This window comes from Flagellimonas sp. (assembly GCF_965233845.1).
Lineage (GTDB): Bacteria > Bacteroidota > Bacteroidia > Flavobacteriales > Flavobacteriaceae > Flagellimonas.
On the sequence record NZ_OZ247584.1, the window covers coordinates 1,746,306 to 1,765,094 of the forward strand.

At 42.4% G+C, this 18,789-nt stretch carries 18 protein-coding genes; 5 read left to right on the forward strand and 13 right to left on the reverse strand.

Annotated features, from left to right (window positions below; translation table 11 throughout):
• Complete coding sequence (locus ACO6S0_RS07530) at window positions 1–1,344, forward strand: vanadium-dependent haloperoxidase (protein ID WP_422351373.1); 1,344 nt, start codon at window positions 1–3, stop codon at window positions 1,342–1,344.
• A 2-nt stretch (window positions 1,345–1,346) separates the two neighbouring features.
• On the forward strand, window positions 1,347–3,020 hold the full coding sequence (locus ACO6S0_RS07535) for a CRTAC1 family protein (RefSeq protein ID WP_422351374.1): 1,674 nt from the start codon (window positions 1,347–1,349) through the stop codon (window positions 3,018–3,020).
• 16 nt (window positions 3,021–3,036) lie between these two features.
• Here the strand turns inward: ACO6S0_RS07535 and ACO6S0_RS07540 are convergent, their stop codons facing one another.
• Entirely contained in the window at window positions 3,037–4,494 is a 1,458-nt protein-coding gene (locus ACO6S0_RS07540; protein WP_422351375.1) for a TonB-dependent receptor, read from the reverse strand.
• 88 nt (window positions 4,495–4,582) lie between these two features.
• On the opposite strand from ACO6S0_RS07540, the gene ACO6S0_RS07545 reads away from it, so the two are divergent.
• Both ACO6S0_RS07545 and ACO6S0_RS07550 read left to right on the forward strand, forming a co-directional pair.
• A complete protein-coding gene (locus tag ACO6S0_RS07545; RefSeq protein ID WP_422351810.1) occupies window positions 4,583–5,347 on the forward strand; it encodes an MBL fold metallo-hydrolase in 765 nt (254 codons plus the stop codon).
• Window positions 5,348–5,352: 5 nt separating this feature from the next.
• Window positions 5,353–5,847, forward strand: a complete 495-nt coding sequence (locus ACO6S0_RS07550; protein ID WP_422351376.1) for a hydrolase — start codon at window positions 5,353–5,355, stop codon at window positions 5,845–5,847.
• Here ACO6S0_RS07550 and ACO6S0_RS07555 read toward each other — a convergent pair.
• From ACO6S0_RS07555 to ACO6S0_RS07600, 10 genes are all read right to left on the reverse strand, one after another.
• Complete coding sequence (locus ACO6S0_RS07555) at window positions 5,844–6,503, reverse strand: alpha/beta hydrolase (protein WP_422351377.1); 660 nt, start codon at window positions 6,501–6,503, stop codon at window positions 5,844–5,846. The two genes, ACO6S0_RS07550 and ACO6S0_RS07555, sit on opposite strands and share 4 nt — an antisense overlap.
• Before the next feature lie 9 nt (window positions 6,504–6,512).
• Window positions 6,513–6,842 carry a hypothetical protein gene (locus ACO6S0_RS07560; RefSeq protein ID WP_422351378.1) on the reverse strand — a complete coding sequence of 110 codons (330 nt, stop codon included), beginning with the start codon at window positions 6,840–6,842 and terminating at the stop codon, window positions 6,513–6,515.
• 4 nt (window positions 6,843–6,846) lie between these two features.
• Window positions 6,847–8,100, reverse strand: coding sequence for a dihydroorotase (locus tag ACO6S0_RS07565; protein ID WP_422351379.1), 1,254 nt, complete (start codon window positions 8,098–8,100; stop codon window positions 6,847–6,849).
• Window positions 8,097–10,019 carry a BatA domain-containing protein gene (locus ACO6S0_RS07570; RefSeq protein ID WP_422351380.1) on the reverse strand — a complete coding sequence of 641 codons (1,923 nt, stop codon included), beginning with the start codon at window positions 10,017–10,019 and terminating at the stop codon, window positions 8,097–8,099. Before ACO6S0_RS07570 ends, ACO6S0_RS07565 begins: the two co-directional genes overlap by 4 nt.
• 158 nt (window positions 10,020–10,177) lie before the next feature.
• On the reverse strand, window positions 10,178–11,185 hold the full coding sequence (locus ACO6S0_RS07575; protein ID WP_422351381.1) for a glycosyltransferase family 2 protein: 1,008 nt from the start codon (window positions 11,183–11,185) through the stop codon (window positions 10,178–10,180).
• A gap of 22 nt (window positions 11,186–11,207) precedes the next feature.
• On the reverse strand, window positions 11,208–12,143 hold the full coding sequence (locus ACO6S0_RS07580; protein ID WP_422351382.1) for a hypothetical protein: 936 nt from the start codon (window positions 12,141–12,143) through the stop codon (window positions 11,208–11,210).
• Between the two features lie 2 nt (window positions 12,144–12,145).
• Window positions 12,146–12,835, reverse strand: a complete 690-nt coding sequence (locus ACO6S0_RS07585) for an SGNH/GDSL hydrolase family protein (RefSeq protein ID WP_422351383.1) — start codon at window positions 12,833–12,835, stop codon at window positions 12,146–12,148.
• 96 nt (window positions 12,836–12,931) lie between these two features.
• Complete coding sequence (locus tag ACO6S0_RS07590) at window positions 12,932–13,573, reverse strand: CatA-like O-acetyltransferase (RefSeq protein WP_422351384.1); 642 nt, start codon at window positions 13,571–13,573, stop codon at window positions 12,932–12,934.
• 9 nt (window positions 13,574–13,582) lie between these two features.
• Window positions 13,583–14,161, reverse strand: coding sequence for a hypothetical protein (locus ACO6S0_RS07595; RefSeq protein WP_422351385.1), 579 nt, complete (start codon window positions 14,159–14,161; stop codon window positions 13,583–13,585).
• Window positions 14,162–14,165: 4 nt separating this feature from the next.
• Window positions 14,166–15,653 carry a S10 family peptidase gene (locus ACO6S0_RS07600; RefSeq protein WP_422351386.1) on the reverse strand — a complete coding sequence of 496 codons (1,488 nt, stop codon included), beginning with the start codon at window positions 15,651–15,653 and terminating at the stop codon, window positions 14,166–14,168.
• Window positions 15,654–15,790: 137 nt separating this feature from the next.
• On the opposite strand from ACO6S0_RS07600, the gene ACO6S0_RS07605 reads away from it, so the two are divergent.
• Window positions 15,791–16,921: a Gfo/Idh/MocA family protein gene (locus tag ACO6S0_RS07605; protein WP_422351387.1), complete on the forward strand. Its 1,131-nt coding sequence runs from the start codon at window positions 15,791–15,793 to the stop codon at window positions 16,919–16,921.
• Window positions 16,922–16,935: 14 nt separating this feature from the next.
• Here ACO6S0_RS07605 and mgrA read toward each other — a convergent pair whose 3' ends face one another.
• Complete coding sequence (gene mgrA, locus ACO6S0_RS07610) at window positions 16,936–17,955, reverse strand: L-glyceraldehyde 3-phosphate reductase (RefSeq protein ID WP_422351388.1); 1,020 nt, start codon at window positions 17,953–17,955, stop codon at window positions 16,936–16,938.
• A 68-nt stretch (window positions 17,956–18,023) separates the two neighbouring features.
• Entirely contained in the window at window positions 18,024–18,788 is a 765-nt protein-coding gene (locus ACO6S0_RS07615) for a TIGR02757 family protein (RefSeq protein WP_422351389.1), read from the reverse strand.
• Window position 18,789 lies beyond the last annotated feature (1 nt).

The following is an 18,789-nucleotide window of genomic DNA, read 5'->3' on the forward strand; positions in this document are numbered from 1 at the left end:
ATGAAAAAAGTGATTAGAAAATCATACTGGATTATTGCCGTTGCAGTCTTCATAAATTCTTGCAGCGAACGTAAAGAGTACTCAGAACAGGACGTAGTCCTGGAATGGGCTAAAATGGCAACGTATATTACCCAGTTTACCCCGGCAAATTCTCCAACTTTTGCTTCCCGTGGGTTTGGTTACATTGGACTGACCATGTATGAATCTGTGGTACACGGTTTTGAAAACAATAATTCGTTGCAAGGCCAACTCAATGGTTTAGATCAACTTCCACAACCCGAAAATGATAAAGCCTACAGCTGGGAATTGTCCCTCAATGCGGGACAGGCCCAAATTTTAAGACAGATATATCTGCAAACTTCAGATGAGAACAAGGCCCGCATAGATTCGTTGGAACAGGATATATACCAGAGTTATTCGGATAAGATCAACGATTTGGAAATTGTGGAACGATCCGTTTCTTACGGAAAGGAAGTAGCAAATGCCATTTTTGAATGGTCAAAATCTGATGGCGGGCACAGAGGGTATCTTTACAATTTTGATAAGGAAATGGTTCACCCAGAGCGACCAGGTTCTTGGAAACCTCCGTTGTTTGCACAGTCGTTCAGTCATTATCCCTTGCATCCGCATTGGGGTGAAAACCGAAGGTTTTTAAAGGAAAATTCAGGATTGGAGCTGCCTTATATGATTCCTTATGACACCATTCCTGGTTCTCCTTATTATGAGGAATTTATGGAAGTCTATAAGAAGGATTTGGCACTCACCCAAGAGGAAAAAGAAGCGGCCATTTGGTGGGGAGATGACCCCGATGTATCATTTACTCCCCCGGGCCATTCTTACTACTATGTAACCTTGGCCGTAGAGAAGAAACTTCCCAGTATGATTAAGGCAACGGAGGCTTATGCCAAAACAAGCATTGCGGTGGCAGATGCCTTTATCAACTGTTGGGAATGGAAATATCACTTTTTCTCTGAACGGCCCAATACCTTTATTCCTAAATTTATTGACCAAGAATGGGAGTCCTTTTGGCCCGATCCTCCTTTTCCAGCTTTTCCATCGGGTCATGCCATTAATGCTGGTGCAATGGCCACAGTCTTGGAACACGAGTTTGGAAAGGAAGTCCAGATTACGGATAGGGCCCATGAAGGAAGGGAACGGGACGAAGTTAGGGATACGGATTTTGTGGTGCGAACTTTCAACTCCTTTTGGGAAGCGGCCCAAGAAACTGCGGCTTCGAGGTTTTATGGGGGAATTCACACCCCCCAGGACAATAATGTGGGCTTGGAAGAAGGAATGAAAATTGCTAAAAATGTAATCAACTTAAACTGGAGGAAATCAGACTGATCATGCACAAACTTTCCCTAGCTGTCCACTTGATCCTTTTATGTCCTTTTTTGCTACAAGCGCAGAGAATGTTCACTGATGTTACGGAGGATGCGGGAATTGACCATCAGTTTCTGGTCTACGAGGGAACCTTTGGAGGTGGCGCAGTGGCTTTCGATATAAATAACGATGGACTGGAAGATCTTTACATTACAGGAGGTACAGCGTCGGACATATTATATCTGAACCAAGGTGAGGGGAAGTTCAAAAACGTATTTGAGGGGTCTGGTTTGGAGGTAACTACGGATTATGTTACCCAAGGAGTGGCCAGTGCCGATGTAAACAAAGATGGATGGCGGGACCTGTTCATTACCACCATAAATTCCAAGGATAACACTACCGTAATTCCAAGGGCAAAAAATCTACTTTTCATCAATAATGGGGATGGTACCTTCATGGATGCTACTACTGCCTATGGTTTAGAGGAGTTTAACTCCTTTAGTACGGGCGCTTCATTTGGGGATGTAAATGCGGATGGCTATCCAGATTTGTATGTGGGAAACTATTTTGTGGAGTTCACGGGAAAACTGGGAATACTGAAAGATGCCACTATCGCCAGTGCCCATCAGACTTCTAAGGACTATCTATTCATCAATAAGGAAGGAAAGCATTTCGAAAACCAGTATGAGGAATACAATCTGGGCCATAAAGGTTTTGGTTTTGGAAGTATTTTCACGGATTATGACAATGATGGGGACCAGGACATCTTTGTCCACAACGATTTTGGATATAAGGCTGTCCCCAACTTTCTATATAAAAATAGATTACCCTGGAAAGGTTTCAAGGATGTCAGCGAAGACAAAGAAATGGATCTTAAGATCAATGCTATGGGAGCAGCTGTAGGCGATTATAATGAGGATGGCCTGCTGGATTATTTTGTGACCAACATCAAGTTCAACTATTTGATGCAAAACCAAGGCGGCAACAAACCCTTTGTGAATGTGGCCAAAGAAACGGGCGCCTACAGTTTTGCCATTAGCTGGGGAGCGAATTTTGCCGATTTTGACCATGACACGGACTTGGATATCTACGTTTCCAATGGGGACTTAAACCCCAATTGTAATCCCATGGCCAATTTTTATTACGACAACCAGGATGGAAGTTTTGTTGAAAATGCGAGTTTAAAAGGAATCAATGACCCAGGGGTGGGCAGAGGTTCTGTGGTATTTGATATGGACAATGATGGGGATTTGGATATTTTGGTGGTCAACCAAAAGCCTATCCATGATAACTACCGGGTACCTTCCGTTACCAAGTTATTCCGAAACGATGGTGCCAAAGGGAACTGGTTCAAGGTTGCCCTTAAGGGCACGGTATCTGAAGCCAATGGCATTGGGGCTAGGGTAGAGGTGTTCTCAGATGGGAAGCACATGATTCGGGAAATTGATGGAGGTAATTCCAGTCACATGTCCCAAAATTCCGCAATAGCCCATTTTGGTCTGGGAACGGCCAATACGGTAGAAAGGATTGTGGTGACCTGGGCAGGGGGTAAAAAACAGGAGCTTACCAATCAAAAAGCGAACACCTCCATTTTAATCATGGAAAACCCCGAAAACAAAACTTCTTTTTGGATTTATGCCGCTATAGCATTGGCAGTCATTCTAGCTACCTGGCTATTTCTAAAATATAAAAAGTGATGAACAACCTTACAGCTTAAGAGCTTTCGTCCTCAGCAATAAGTTTTCTGGTAAAAAGTTGTTTTTCCTTGATTACCTCTGCAATACCTTCAGGAAGCATTTCCTCCCAGCCATCCTCTCCACTGGTAATGCGACGCAGAACTTCGCGGGAGAAGATATGCATGATATCTGGATCATAGTCAATAATATCCATCACCTTACCATTGTACTTGAAGAATTTGTAAAGTTCTTTCATACGAGGGTGCACCTTCACGTTGTTGCTGGTCATGATCTGCCCTGTTTCGGGATCCTTCATTGGATATAGATACACCTTTAAATCCTTGAAGAACAGTTTCCCAAAGGCTTCCAAGATACCACCACTTAGATGACGGTAGTATTTTTCGTCAAATACATCCACTAAGTTATTGACACCCATGGTAATACCAATTTTGGCCTTGGTATAGTTGTTAAAGTATTCAACCAATTTATAATATTCCTTAAAGTTGGAAATCAATACAGTATGACCAAGGGAACAAAGCAATTCTGCCCGATCCATAAAATCCTGTTCATCAATTTCACCCGATGCTTTCAGGTTGGAAAGGGTAATCTCGAAGACCACTATGGTATTTTCGTATTCAACCGTTTGTTCACGAATGAAAATATCATAGGATTTTTGGAACATGTCCATGTTTACCTTGGTCACCGGCCTAAAGCTCCCTCTAAGGGCCAAGATATTCTTTTTGTACAGCACAGCTGCCGGTAGCAAGTTGTTGCCATCGGGACCAAACATGACCGCATCGGTCATATCATTTCGGATAAGCTGAAGACTCATCAAACGGTTATCCACATCCTTAAAGTGTGGTCCCATGAAGTTGACCATGTCAATTTCTATGGTATCACGGTCTATATGATCATAGAGGTATTTGAGTAGCTTTTTGGGCTTGTGGTATTTGAAAAATGCCCCATAAATGAGGTTAACCCCTAGAATTCCCAAGGTTTCCTGCTGCAATCTGGCTTCATTTTGCTTAAAACGGATGTGTAGCACAATCTCATCATATTCCTTTTGCTTTGGGTCCAATTGAAATCGGATACCTACCCATCCGTGTCCCTTGTAGCGTTTGGAAAAATCGATTGTAGCCACTGTGTTTGCAAAGGAAAAGAACAAATAATCAGGATTGCTCTCACGACTGATCCGTTCTTCCACCAATCGCATTTCGTGTTCCAACATCCTTTTTAAACGGGATTGGGTAACGTACCGCCCATCTTTTTCTACACCGTAAATAGCATCACTAAACGATTTGTCGTAAGCACTCATGGCCTTTGCTATGGTTCCAGACGCACCTCCAGCTCTGAAAAACTGCCGCGCCGTTTCCTGACCTGCACCAATTTCAGCAAAAGTTCCATAAATGTTGGGATTCAAATTTATTCGCAGTGTTTTCGCCTTGATTGAAGGGATGTTTTCAAAGGCGTTTGTAGAATTCTTGACAGTGGACATAACCAATGGTTTATGGAAAACAAAGTTACACTCTTCCCCAAATCTATTAAATAAATAAGTTATAATTTTGGATTTAATGGATGATGCGATGACCATTACTTTTTTGGGCACGGGAACCTCCCAGGGTATTCCGGTTATTGGTAGCAATCATCCAGTATGCCTAAGTCCAAATCCGAAGGACAAGCGATTGAGGGTTTCAGTATTGGTTTCTTGGAACAATTTCAATTATGTAGTGGATTGTGGCCCAGATTTTAGACAGCAAATGCTCACACATTCCGTCACCAAACTGGATGGTATCCTTTTTACCCATGAGCATGCCGACCATACCGCTGGAATTGATGATATTCGCCCGTTTTTCTTTAGACAAGGTGATATTCCTATTTACGCGCACAAAAGGGTAGTGGAATCCTTAAAAACTAGGTTCGATTACATATTTGCAGATGAAAATAGATACCCAGGCGCTCCGGCAGTAAGCGTGACCGAGGTTGAATGTAACAAGCCGATACCTCTGGGTGGAATTGAGGTACTTCCCATTCAAGCCTTTCACAACAGACTGGAGGTTTTTGGCTATCGCTTCGGGGATTTTGTGTATTTAACGGATGTTAAGCGTGTGGAACCAACCGAAGTGGACAAAATGAAAGGGGCCAAGGTTTTAGTGGTCAATGCCTTACGGGAGGAGGCCCACCATTCCCATTTTAATCTGGAGGAAGCCTTGGCATTTGCCGAAGAAGTAGGGGCGGAAGAAACCTATTTTACCCATATAAGCCATATGTTGGGCTTTCATGATGAAGTGGAAAAAAAATTGCCAAAGCATGTACATTTGGCCTACGATAATTTAAAATTGAAGATTTAAACACTATGAAGAGTAAAATTTTCCTATACCTATTTGTTTTTGCCGCCTTGATTGTTCTTTATCAATTTGTAAGTGCCAACAATTACCAAAAGGCTATGAATTCCGATATGGATGGGTTGCAAAGCGAAATTTCAGAATTGAAGGATTCCCTGCAAAAATCCCAACTCAAGATTTTGGATATTCAGTATTTTTCCCTGGAAAACAATGATGATGCATTGGCCTATTATGAACACCTTGATTTAAAAGATCCAGTAAGGTATATAGAGGATAAACTTTTGGAGACCAATGAAAGGAAAGGGAATAACCCCTTAGTGCCCTATGACGGTATGGAAAGCGATTTCAAAATCAATAAAATAAAGGTACTTAACCATAAATGGTTATTGGCTGATTTTTCTGATGGTAAATATTGGGGAGATTTGGTGATCAAATATGAACTTAAGGATGACTTGTCCGTCGATTTCACGCTATTGGACCACCTGCTCTATACGCGTAGCCACTAAAGATGCTTGGTCAACCAATCCCGAAAGGAATAGAAATTCTGTTGACTTACACCATGCCCCACGGGAAACTCCTCATAAACATGGGCAATGCCCATTTGGGTTAGAAATTCTGGGGTTTTTTGGGCCCATTCTAACGGTATAACCTGGTCTACCTGACCATGGGATGCATAAATGTTCAATTGACTGTGGTCTTTGTCGGCATAACCGTCCAACAAGATTTTTTCGTTGATATAACCGCTAAGGGCCACCACATTTTTGATTTTCTCGGGATAAGACAAAGCCACGGAATAACTGAGAATAGTGCCCTGACTGAATCCTAAAAGTGTAATGTTTTCTGTATCCAAGTTATAAGCTTCGCAGGCTTCATCAATAAAGGCCACAATTTTATCCCGACTGGATTTTGCCTGTTCATCATCGCTCCACTTTCCGTATTCGGCATCAAAATTTATAGCGTACCAAGCATGACCAAAGGGTTCCAGCGAATAGGGTGCCTGTACCGAAATTACCATGGGTTCCTCTGGTAGTTCCGTGGCAAAGGAGAAAAGGTCTTCTTCATTGCTACCGTAACCGTGAAACATAAAAATTGCGGGAATTTTGCCAGAGGTAAGGCTGGATGGTCTCAGCAGGTATTCAAGGGATAGAGTGGTGGGGGACATGAAATTAGTTTAAGGAATAAAGGTAAACCATTTTTGAAACTTTGCGCCCAGCCCTGGTAGTAAACCTTCATGGTTGTTGATAGCTCCAACAACGCCATATAAAATAGCACCAAGATAGACTACCCAAAGAACACCCCAAACCATGACATTGTCCACGTTTGTTAAATTCAGATAAGTCGCTAAGGAATGGTATATCAGATGTATTCCAAAAGCTTGTCTGGCATGAAACCTGGCAAAAGCGTACTTGGGTTCCATGTTCATGGTGATGGCAATCAAGCAGCCTAGAATGGTAATATAGCTTGCGATGGCAGTAAATCTGCCTGGCTTGGAACTACTCAAAATATTAAACAGTGAATTTGTTGTTGTTGATGATTCCCAAAGCCTTACCCTTCACTCGTGTACCTAAAAACATGCTGTTTTTAGAGGTGGACTGGCTTAGATCTTCTTTAAATTCCCATTCCATGGTGGGATCAAACAGTGTCAAGCATGCGTTTTCTCCCTCTTTCAGTTTCGGGTTTTGAAGTCCAAAACGTTCGCGTCCTTGGGTTAAAAAGGAGATTGTCTCTTCCAATTCAAACATAGGGTTCAGTGTGCCAAAAGCCGTCTCCATTCCTATGGTTCCATTGGCTGCATTATCAAACTCCACTCTTTTCTCCTCTATATCCAAAGGCAGATGATCCGAAGTCACAAAATCGATAACCCCGTCTTTGAGTCCTTTGATTAAGGCTTTACAATCCGATTTTTCGCGCAGGGGAGGTGAAACTTTAAAGTTGGTATCAAACTCAGTTAACGAATCATCTGTAAAGGTCAGATTATGCACCGCAACGCTACAGCTTACGTCCAAACCTTTACGCTTGGCATTGGCGATAAGCTTAACGGAATTGGCCGTGGAAATGGTGGGAATATGCAATTTGCCCCCTGTGTATTCCAGAATAAACAGGTCTCTTGAAATCTGTAGTTCTTCTGCTAAGGCTGGAATTCCCTTGAGCCCTAGAGTGGTAGAGATTTCGCCTTCGTGCACTATGCCTTTCCCTTTAATTTGTCCATCCTGGGGAAAGGACATGACCAATCCGTCAAAATTTTGGGCGTAGAGTAGGGCTATTTTCAAAAGATTGGGATTGGATAGTTGCTTTTTAAAATCATAAAAAGCTATCGCTCCCGCATTTTTCATGTCAAATAGTTCCGCTAAATCTCTGCCTTCAGCATTCGCTGTTAAACTTCCAACAGGATAGAGATTGGTGGCGGAGCCATTACCTCGTTCTTTCAGGAAAACCATGTCTGAGCTGGTATCCGGTACTGGTTTGGTGTTGGGGTTCAACAAAATATCTGTAAATCCGCTGGCGGCTGCCACCTTCAATCCATTGGATATGGTTTCGCGTTCTTCATAACCGGGTTCACCAAAGCTTACGCTGCTATCAAACCAGCCTAAGGACACATGAAGATTTTTTGCGGTAAATTCCTTGATGTTTGTAGCCGAAGGAATGGAAGCCGCGATTTTTTCGATTACTCCTTTCTTAATGAGAATATCCCGCTTTTTTAAATGAAGTGCCTTGTTTTGTGGGCATACAATCTTTGCGGACTTCAGCAGAATGTTCATCTAATAAATTTTTGAATGAGGACTTCCAACAGGGCCAAAAACAGTGCTAAAATAACAAACCATTTCCAATAAGCAGTAATGGTATTTGATGCTTTCAGATGTTCAAAAAGTCCAGCTACGGAATCTTGGACGCTAACATGCTCTGTTCCTTCCACTTCCATATATCGTAACAAACTTTCCGCTCTGGGATAGTTAAAACTGATCCGTTTGATTATTTCTTCGGATTTCTGAATCTTATAAATACCAGCCTCTGACGGGTTTTCATCGAAATCCAAACGTACCCTGTTGGTAAATGATTGCTGCCTTGGAATGAATTCATAATCCATTTGGGCAACCTTCAATATGTTATCGTTTCCTAGTTCAGTGGCAATATCTATCCGTGTGGGTTGCCCCAGCATGTGCTGTATGGCAGGCGCCTTTAAGCTGAAAGCTGCCATATTATAAAAGGTAGGTACAATTAGTGGGGAGTTCTTAAAATTGGAATTTTCCAAATTTAGGGCTGCCGTAAAGAAATAGAACCCATTTATTCCAGATAAAAAAGGCTCCCCTCCCTCAAAAGTTAGCAAGCTTGGAGCCTGGGTTACCAGTTTGTAGGACTGGTTTACCTTGGGATATTGAAAGTTCTGTACTCGTTTATTAAAAACGTTTTGGTACACGGGATGGTCAAAAGAAATTCCTGTGATGTTTTTTTCCAAAACCTGCGTTTCCTGAAATTTGGTGGCAAAGAAATTGGACAACAATGGATTGTAGGTGCTCAAATCGCAATCTACAGAAGGTACCAGAATCACTGTTCCGCCATTTTCCTTGAAACTTCTAAGCACTTGCTGCAACCCATTGGGGATGGATTTCAATTCGTTGAGCACAACCACATGCTGATCTCCCAGGGCACTGTAATCCAACTGGTTTAGCCCAAATAGCTGAAGTTGAAATTCTTCCTTCGGAAATAGACGTTGCAGATAGTTGTTGTCCGATTCACTGATTGCAAGCACCTTTATTTTCTCCTTTTCATCAATATTGAAGTAAAACTGATTGTCAAAAGAAAGTGCATTGTCCTGAATACTGATTGTTCCAAGAATTTCGGTATCTGCAGGAATGGAAAGTTCCACTTTTGCATTTCCATTTGAAGTGAAATTTGCAGAAGTTTTGGCGATCAACCGTTCTCCATTATACAATGATATCGGTAGGCTTTCCGCACTGATACCGCCTGAAAGCCTCACCGTAAGTTTTGACTGATCGGCAGGATGTCCTTCCAAACTTATGGAATCTATAGAAACATTTCTATCAAGCGAAGAACGTACAGGAACCAAATAGGTGAGTAGGGTAGTGTCCTGTGTTCCAACGAATTGTCCCATGTTTTGTTGAAAATCCGAAATCAACACCAATTGTTTTATAGCGTCTTCCGAATTTGAGAACAGGCTGTTGGCACGCAAAGAAATGGCATCCACGTCCAGTTGCTTATGGGTATACGGCAAGGATAGCAGTTCGTTTTTTATTTCATTTACGGTGACCTTTCTGAACGTATTTTCATTGGTGAACAGGGTGAACACATTATCCTCTCCAACATTTTTGATCAAATCCTGCACGGCCTGTTCCAAAATGGAAAGTCCATTGTCTTTGGCCTGCATGCTGAAGGAATTATCCAAGTAAATGACTGTCTCCTTTGTTGTGGTTGCGGTTTGGGAGGCGCTAAAGGGTTGGGCAAAGGCGACCACCAAGGCAGCAATCAACAACAATCTTGTGATGAGGAGCAACCATTTTTTGAGCTGGTTACTTTTTCTGGATTCCGAAACTACCTTTTGCAGCATGGCTACATTGGTAAAGGGTGTTCTTTTAAACCTTCGTAACTGAAAAAGATGAATGAAAATGGGAATCAGGAGAAGTAATAGGGCCCAAAGGATTTCCGGATGTTTAAACTGCATTCCCAACTTTGATTAAGCAAATATAGGTGATACTTAGCTAATGGCGGTGTTAAGGGTTTGTTAGATTCAATTTCCAATTAACAATTCACAATAACCAATGAACAATGAGTAACGTTGGACCCTGTTAATTGATAATTGTTTATTGTACAATGCAAAAGCTAGCAGAAGAAAAAGTAGTCTTTCATAGCCTGTTGTCCCAGAGTGGAGAAGAATTCACGGATTTCCTTCTGGGCAGTCTCATTGGCCACTGTTACCAAGCTCTGGGGGTTTTTCAGTTGTCTCAGCATTTCAAAATGCACCAATTCCTGTCCGTATATTTTTTTTCCAATTTTTGCGGGATTGTCGCATAACCACACAAAGTCCAATTCTTGATTTACTAAACTTTTTGCGATGGATTTACCTTTAAAACCTGCGCCCCATACTACTAAGGGTCGCATTGGGTCGCGGTCTAGTTTTAAAAAGTAATGAAGCTTGATGTCCAAAAAATAATTCTGCGCATAATGTTCATGGGTTCTGGATGTTCGGGTATCATAATCCCTCCATAAATGAAGCACTTCATTACAGGGTATGATCTTCAATTGATTTTCGTAAAATCGAAAGGTGAGATCGTAGTCCTCAGGATACCGATTGGGGCGGAAAGCATCGCTCAGTTCAAAATCATCCCTGTACACCATCCAGCAAGGGGAAGGGATTACGCATTCCTTATAAATTTCATTATAGTTGTTCCCGTTTGCGGTTAGTGCATTCAACCATGTTTCATACCGTGCATACCCATCGCTGATACCTCGATGGGAAAAATACTGTACTTGCCCCACGGCCACATGACCTCTTCCATGACTACCCAACGATTCTGCCATGACTTCCAGGCGATTGGGTTTCATGATGTCGTCAGAATCCATACGGGAAACCAAATCTCCAGAACTATGGGCATAGGCTGTTTGTAAAGCCGGAATAATTCCATTTCCAGAATTGGGATAAACTTTTATTCGGTTATCTTTCTTGGCGTAAGCTTCCAGAACTTTCCTGCTTTTGTCTTCCGAATAATCATCCACGGCCAACACCTCCCAATAAGGATAGGTCTGAGCTAGAATGGAATCCAAACATGCGGGAAGGTATTCCTGGGTATTTTTAAATGGGATAAAAAGGCTGACGGTAGGATTTTGCATGAAATTGCCAAGAATTCCTGATTCATTTCAGTGATAAGATGTCAAACTGGGCTTTGTACAATCGGCTACCCCCATTTTGATAGCTTTTCAGATAATCCAAGAGATCATCCATGGAAACCATGTTGGAGCCAGGTTCTTGACTTCTACGGCTGGTGAAGTACAAAACATTGTTTGTTGGGTCCACAAATGGGCAGTAGTCCATGTATTTCGAATTAATGGGAACGGGTAAGGGTATGGCTTTAGTCCAATTCCCGGAATCGTCTTTGAAACTGACATAGAGATCACCACTCCCTTGACCGTCCTCGCGATTGTATCCTCCAAAAATCAAGTAAGAATCATCAGGGGAAATGTAACTATTGTATTCAAAGCCTTCCGTGTTAATGTTCCCGCTCAAGGAAATGGGTTCGGCGTAACTCCCATCATCATACGAACTGAAAAAGATATCATCCCTTCCAAGTGCACCAGGGCAATCACAGGTGTAATACAAATTCCCGTTTTGCGCAACAGCAGGGTAAAATTCATTGTGTTCGGTATTGATTGGAGCACCTATATTAATGGGAGTAGACCATTCCGAAGTCGAATTAGCCCTTTCCACGTACCAAATATCAAAATCCTTTGGAGTTGTTGATGCCTGGTCCACGGGCCTATTGGATACGAAATATAGGCGCAACCCATCTGGGGACAGAAATGGTTCCAAGTCTTTATATTTTCCCGAAAAAGAGGTAATTGCTGGCATGTCCCAGCCATTATTCCCATTAACGGATTTCACGATTACGGACACCTCTTCATTGGGAGATTGAATAGTGAAGTAGGATTCTTTCCCTTTGGCATCCATGGTAAAATCCCTGATTTTATCAAACATGGGCAAATGTTCCAGAACAGGCTGGACTTGACTGTTGTTTTGCCCATTCACAGACCATCCGAAAAATAGCACCAAAAGCGGAATGTAAAATTTCATATCTAACTCTTAATAGCCATTTGAATGGTTTTATTGGCAAGCTCGGCCATGATTTCATAGCCTGCGGTAGTTGGGTGAACCCCGTCATCCGCTAGTTCCTTGGGAAGCCCATTCCTGTTATCCGACATAGCGGAAAAATAGTCCAGATAAAATATATTCTTATCCCTGGCCAGACGCTGCAGCATATTGTTCAATTGTGGGATTTTTATGTTCGGAGCCATTTTGGGTTTCCATGGGTAGTCAAAAGCAGGGAGTACTGAACAGATTACGGGTGTAATATTGTTGGCTTGCGCTAATTCCACCATGGATTGAATGTTATCTCTTATTTGTTCTAAGGTCATGGGTCCGGTATTTCCAGCAATATCATTGGTGCCGGCCAAAATAAGAACCACCTTGGGTTTTAGATCGACAACATCCTGCCTAAATCGCAATAGCATTTGAGGGGTGGTCTGACCACTAATCCCCCGATTTACATAAGATGGATTTTCAAAGAAAGAAGGCATGCCATTGGTCCACCCCTCGGTAATGGAATTACCCATAAAAACTACTCGATTTTCATCTATTGGAGCGGTTAATAACTTTTGGTTCGCCTCTTGGTATTTAGCTAGATTGGGCCAATCCTGGGCTTGGGTATTTTTAAAAAATGAAAGGAAGGATAGCAAGGTAATAACTAGGATTCTGTGTTTTGACATGATTGAAGGTGTTTGCTAAAATTAGGAAATAAAGCCTTAAAAGGCTATCTGTAGATTAAATAATACGTACAGATTTGTCGGTTCATGGTTGGTAGATTATTCCAATGCCAATTTCGGATTATTCAGCAATTCCTGAACATTTTCAAAATACCGCCCCATATGTCTGCCATCCACCAAAGCATGGTGGGCTTGAACGGACAATGGCATTAAATGGGTGTTGTTTTGGCGGAAGAATTTCCCCCAGCTTATTCTGGGTACCGAATCATGCGGGTGATAATGCATGGCATGCTGAATACTGGTGAAACTTACCCAAGGGATTGCCGACATAAACAAGTAATCGTCCCTTCCAGGTTCATCTTCAATGGAAGGGTTTGTTTTCATGGCTTCATTGATCCGTTTGGCATCAGCTATAAAATCTTGGGCACTTGTTTGAAATGGAACCGTACAAAAACTAAAAACGTCCGTTTCGTTGGTGGGAACTGTAAAAGAGGGATGCACACTCTCATGCTCAACCACTTCATTTTCTCGAATTCTCCATCGAAACTCAATAATATCATTGGCCGCTTTGGATAACAAATAGACCAGACTATAGGTCAACGGCATTTCCATTGACTTTACGTAAGGTAGGAATGAGCCAAGGTCTACATTGGCCGTAATGTTGAAATGAGGATGGTTCATGTGATTGAAAAATGCGAAATGCTTTTTCCTATGGGGATTGTCAAAGACAATTTTCTTCATTGAACCTTTCTAATTCTTCGGAGGTGTTATCATAATGTGGGCCCTATGGGTTCCTGGGTTCATGATCCATGCATGCCCAGGAGGAGTAGGGGTGGTGGGTAATCCTGTGGATTCCCCTGTGGCAAAGGGAATGTAAAATACGTAGCGCACATAGGGATTTTCAATTTCCTGGGTTTCCGCGTTTACGTTTCCCGTAAAGACACATAAGGTGGTCTTGTCCGGCATTTTCAACTTTCCTACCTTAACTTCCTCCTCCCGAATATCAAAGATTTCCTTTCCATCTTTTCCTTGGGCTTTCAACTCCCTTCCACGCGCCATAAAGGGTTCCAGTTCCTTATGATAGGCAGCGGTAGAAAACTTTTCCTTTTTGGGGTCATCTGCCAATGCGATGTAGTCATTGCTTCCTTCACGCAGCGTTACAAAATTCCCCGAAGCATCATAGCCATATACTTTGGCTCCGTCTTTATAATCCGCTGGTACGGCCATTAAGGCAGTTTTGATTTGCCATTCTTTTGGAGGTATGGCTTGGGCGAGGATGCATTGGGAGGTAAGTCCCAATACCAGGGATAAGATTGCTATTTTATTCATGATATTAATATTTGGCACTTTTTCCATTGGCCGTTGTTCGTACAATAAAGTTTCTGAGGTCGTCATTGGCTTTTTTCAAATCTTCCCTTCTTAGATACATCATATGCCCTGATCGATACCCTTTAAATTCAAATCGATCTTTCATCCGCCCGCTTGGGTCAACCTGCCACATGGTGTACTTGGCATTGAAATAGGTAGTGGCACCGTCATAGTACCCAGATTGAACCAAAACGTTCAAATATGGATTCTGTGCCATGGCCTGTCTCAGATTATCCCTTGTATTGTCATCTTCATTGTTCCAGGGATGTACAGGACCAAACATATTATACTTGATATCCGTTTTGAACTTAAGTTCTTCCTGTAGATAATAGTTGATTGCGGGGGTAAAGCTATGGAGCCAAGAGGTAAGCTCAGCAGAATAATCAGGTCCTTCTCCGAACAGTTGTCGGTCAATTCCTAAATAGCGGCTGTCCAACCTTCCAACGTTATAACCACCGTTCTCCTTCAAAAGATTTTTCCAAAAGAATTGCGTAGGCACATCCAAATTGTGATCTAGGATATCCTTTTCTTTTAAGCCTGAATAAAAGGCCATTTTTTTGGCAACCGAATTTCGTTCCGAGTCTGAAATAAATCCACCTTTGGCGATGGCTGGGATCAAAGTATTGATCGTATAGTTTTCAGCCTCTGGCAAAACCTCCAACAAATCCTTATTTTGAAGTTCTGATGGCAACGCCTTATGATGCCATGCTGCAGCCGTATAATAGGGGAGGTTCAGGGCACTTGAAACTGGCCCACCAACCCTGATGACTTTATAATCCGCAGGGGAAACCATAATTACCCCGTTGAGATACATCCATTGCTGATTCTGCAAGGCCAGGGACAATCCCATAACACGGGTTCCCCCATAACTTTCACCAATGATATATTTTGGGGAACGCCATCTGTTATTTCGGGTTACAAAGGTGTTCAACCATTCTGCCAAATAGGCAACGTCCGCGTTGATGCCAAAAAACTTGTCCCTATCCACCTTTTCACCTGTTTCGGGAATGGTTCTGGAATATCCAGTATTGGCTGGATTTACATAAACAATATCGGTAACATCCAAAACCGAAAAGGGATTTTGCTTAACCCCATAAGGCTGTACAGGATATCCCTCATCATCAATCTTGAGTACCCTTGGCCCAGTGTACGCCAGGTGCATCCAAACAGATCCGGAACCTGGTCCTCCATTGAAGGAAATCAACAAGGGGCGCTCTGCCCGGTTCCGTACATTGTTCCTCGTATAATATGTATAATGAAGGGAGGCAATCGGCTCTCCCATATCATCCCATACAGGTTGTGTGCCCGTAGTGGCTGTATAACTAATATTGGCCCCATTGATGGTAACACTATGTTGCGTGGTGATGGTAGTGTCAATGGGTAATTTCCGATTTTGGGCAAAGGTCAAGGCAGTGCACAGAATTGTGCAAAGAACTAGGAAGTTTTGTTTCATTTTGTGTTTTAATTAGTCCAGTTCTAAAAGTAGGAATTTTGAGTGGATTTAAAAGAATTAAGTTGGTATAGATTAATACAAACCAGCCCTTTTCTTCTTGTTTATTTCTAACTTTAAAGAACTCGAAATAAGGAAGTATGAAAACCATTTCCAGAAGAACATTTAATTCCACTTTGGGCAAAGGTATTGGAGCTACTGCACTATTGGGCTCATCAGCTTTTATCGTTGCCAATACTTCATCTCAAAACAAGAAAAAATTGGGGATTGCTTTGGTAGGATTGGGAAGTTATAGCACTTACCAATTGGCACCTGCGCTATTGGACACTGAACATTGTTATCTGACTGGAATTGTTACCGGAACTCCTGAAAAAGAGGGAGTATGGGCGTCCAAATATGGCATCCCAAAAGAGAATATATACAATTATCAAAATTTTGACACCATCAAAAACAATCCTGACATAGATGTGGTTTATGTGGTCCTGCCCAATAGCATGCATGCCGACTTTTGTATCAGGGCAGCAAAGGCTGGAAAACATGTAATCTGCGAAAAACCCATGGCAGTATCTGTTGCAGAGTGTGATGCTATAATAACCGCGTGCAAGGATGCTGGTGTTAAACTGGGTATGGGTTATCGGCTGCATTCAGAACCCTATACCCAAGAAATCAAAAAATATGTTCGGGAGAAAACCTTTGGAAATGTCCATTATATAACAGCAGATGCGGGATATCGATCTAGGTCCAACCCAGAACAATGGCGATTGAACAAAGCCTTATCTGGTGGAGGAGCATTGATGAATATGGGGGTGTATGCCATTCAAAGTGTGATCTATGGAACAGGTGAGAATCCCTTATCTGTTTCCGCCCAAGAGTTCAGTACACGCCCCGACTATTTCAAGGATACGGATGAAACCATAACCGCCCAATTTGAGTTTGAAAGTGGAGCGGTCGGAAATATCATGACCTCTCACAACATCAGAGCCAATCGCTTGTTTGCCTCCTGTGATCAAGGTTGGTATGAATTAGATCCTGCCAGTACTTACATTCCTTTGGCTGGACGCACTTCCCGCGGAGATTTGGACTTTCCACAGGAAAGTCAGCAAAAATTGCAAATGGATGACTTCGCCAAGCATATACTGTTTGGCGAACCCAATGTGGCTCCGGGTGAAATGGGACGCCGTGACATGATTATTGTGGAGGCCATTTACAAATCCATTGCCCGGGGTGGCCAGAAAATCCAGCTTGATATTCCGAAAGGCTACGGTCTTTGATAGGCGTCGGCCGTTTATGCTTTTAATATGGTTTCAATTTGTTGTAATTCATCAGAACTGAAATCCACATTGTTCAAGGCCTGGATATTATCCAATAATTGACTTGTCCTGCTAACTCCAACCAGCACCGTTGTAATTTTCTCATCACGTAACACCCAGGCCAAAGCCATTTGGGCCAAACTTTGGTTTCTGCCTTCGGCAATGGCATTAAGCTTTGCGACTTTGTCCAAAACTTCCGGTGTAATCTGATCGGATTTCAAATAGCGTGCATCCTTGACCGCTCTGGAATCCTCAGGAAGTCCTTTCAGATATTTGTTGGTCAGTATACCCTGTTCCAACGGGGAAAAAGCAATGGAACCAATTCCCTTTTGACCCAAGACATCCAAAAGCCCATCCTCTATCCAGCGATCAAACATATTGTATCTCGGCTGATGGATTAGTAAGGGAGTTCCAAGCTCTCTAAGTATATTGTATGCTCTAGCCGTGTCCTCCGCATTATATTGGGAAATTCCAACGTAAAGTGCTTTACCTTGTTGGACTATTTGATGCAGGGCGCCCATAGTTTCTTCCAATGGGGTATCCGGATCAGGTCTGTGGTGGTAAAATATGTCAACATAATCCAGACCCATACGCTGCAAGCTTTGATCTAAACTTGCAATCAGATATTTTCTGGACCCAAAATTTCCATACGGTCCCGGCCACATATCCCATCCGGCTTTGGAAGATATGATCAACTCATCCCGATAGGTTTTGAAATCTTTTTGGAATATACGTCCAAAGTTGTCTTCGGCCGCCCCGTAGGGTGGGCCATAGTTATTGGCCAAATCAAAATGGGTGATTCCATGATCAAAGGCTGTCCGCAAAATCTGTCGTGCTTTGTTAAAATCGTCCGTATGTCCAAAGTTGTGCCATAGCCCAAGGGAAATCATGGGCAAAAGGAGCCCGCTATTTCCGCATCTACGGTATTTCATTTTCTCGTACCGATCTTCGGAAGCGACATAGGTGGGTATGCCAAAGCTGTCATTTATGCTCATTGGTTGTTTGGATTTTGGTATTATACGTTGAACCCAAAAATAACATAGAATACCCTAACAAAATAGTGCTAAAATTTTTCAAAAACACCTAAACCAAAAAGCGCAAAATCGTATTTAACAGGATCAGATGCATCTAAACTTCTCAGGTTGTTATCCAGTTCGGCAAGAGCCGTCGCATCATTTTGCTTCCGTTTCAGTAGTTTTAGCTTTCTGGCCACATTCCCCGAGTGTACATCCAAAGGGCAGGAAAGCTGTGATGGGTTTAGGTGCTTCCAGAGTCCAAAATCCACCCCAGTGTCGTTGTCTCTAACCATCCAGCGTAAAAACATATTGATTCGTTTGGCCGCCGAACCCTTTGCCGGATCGGAAACATGTTTGGTGGTACGTTGTTGATGAGGCAATTCAAAAAACACTTTTTTGAATTCAGAAATGGCGGGCTGTAGGGTTTCCTTTTGTTGAAATTGGGTAAACACAGCTTCCAATCCCCCGTGTTTGGTGTAGATATTTTGAAGACTTTTGACAAAATATGTCAAATCCAGGGCGTTAAAGGTGCGGTGTACAAATGAGCCAAGCTTTTCCAATTCCGCCTCGGAATGGTTATAAACAAAATCATAGGGAGATTGATCCATTAGCGCCATAAGGGAAGAAGCATTTTTAATGATGCTCTTCCGATTACCCCATGCAATGGTCGCAGTTAAGAATCCACTGATTTCAATATCTTCTTTCTTGGAGAAGTGATGGGGAATTTGAAGAGGGTCATCTTCCAAAAAACTGGGATGATTGTACTGCTCCACTTTGGCATCCAAGAATTCCTTAAGCTCGGCCTTTGTCATC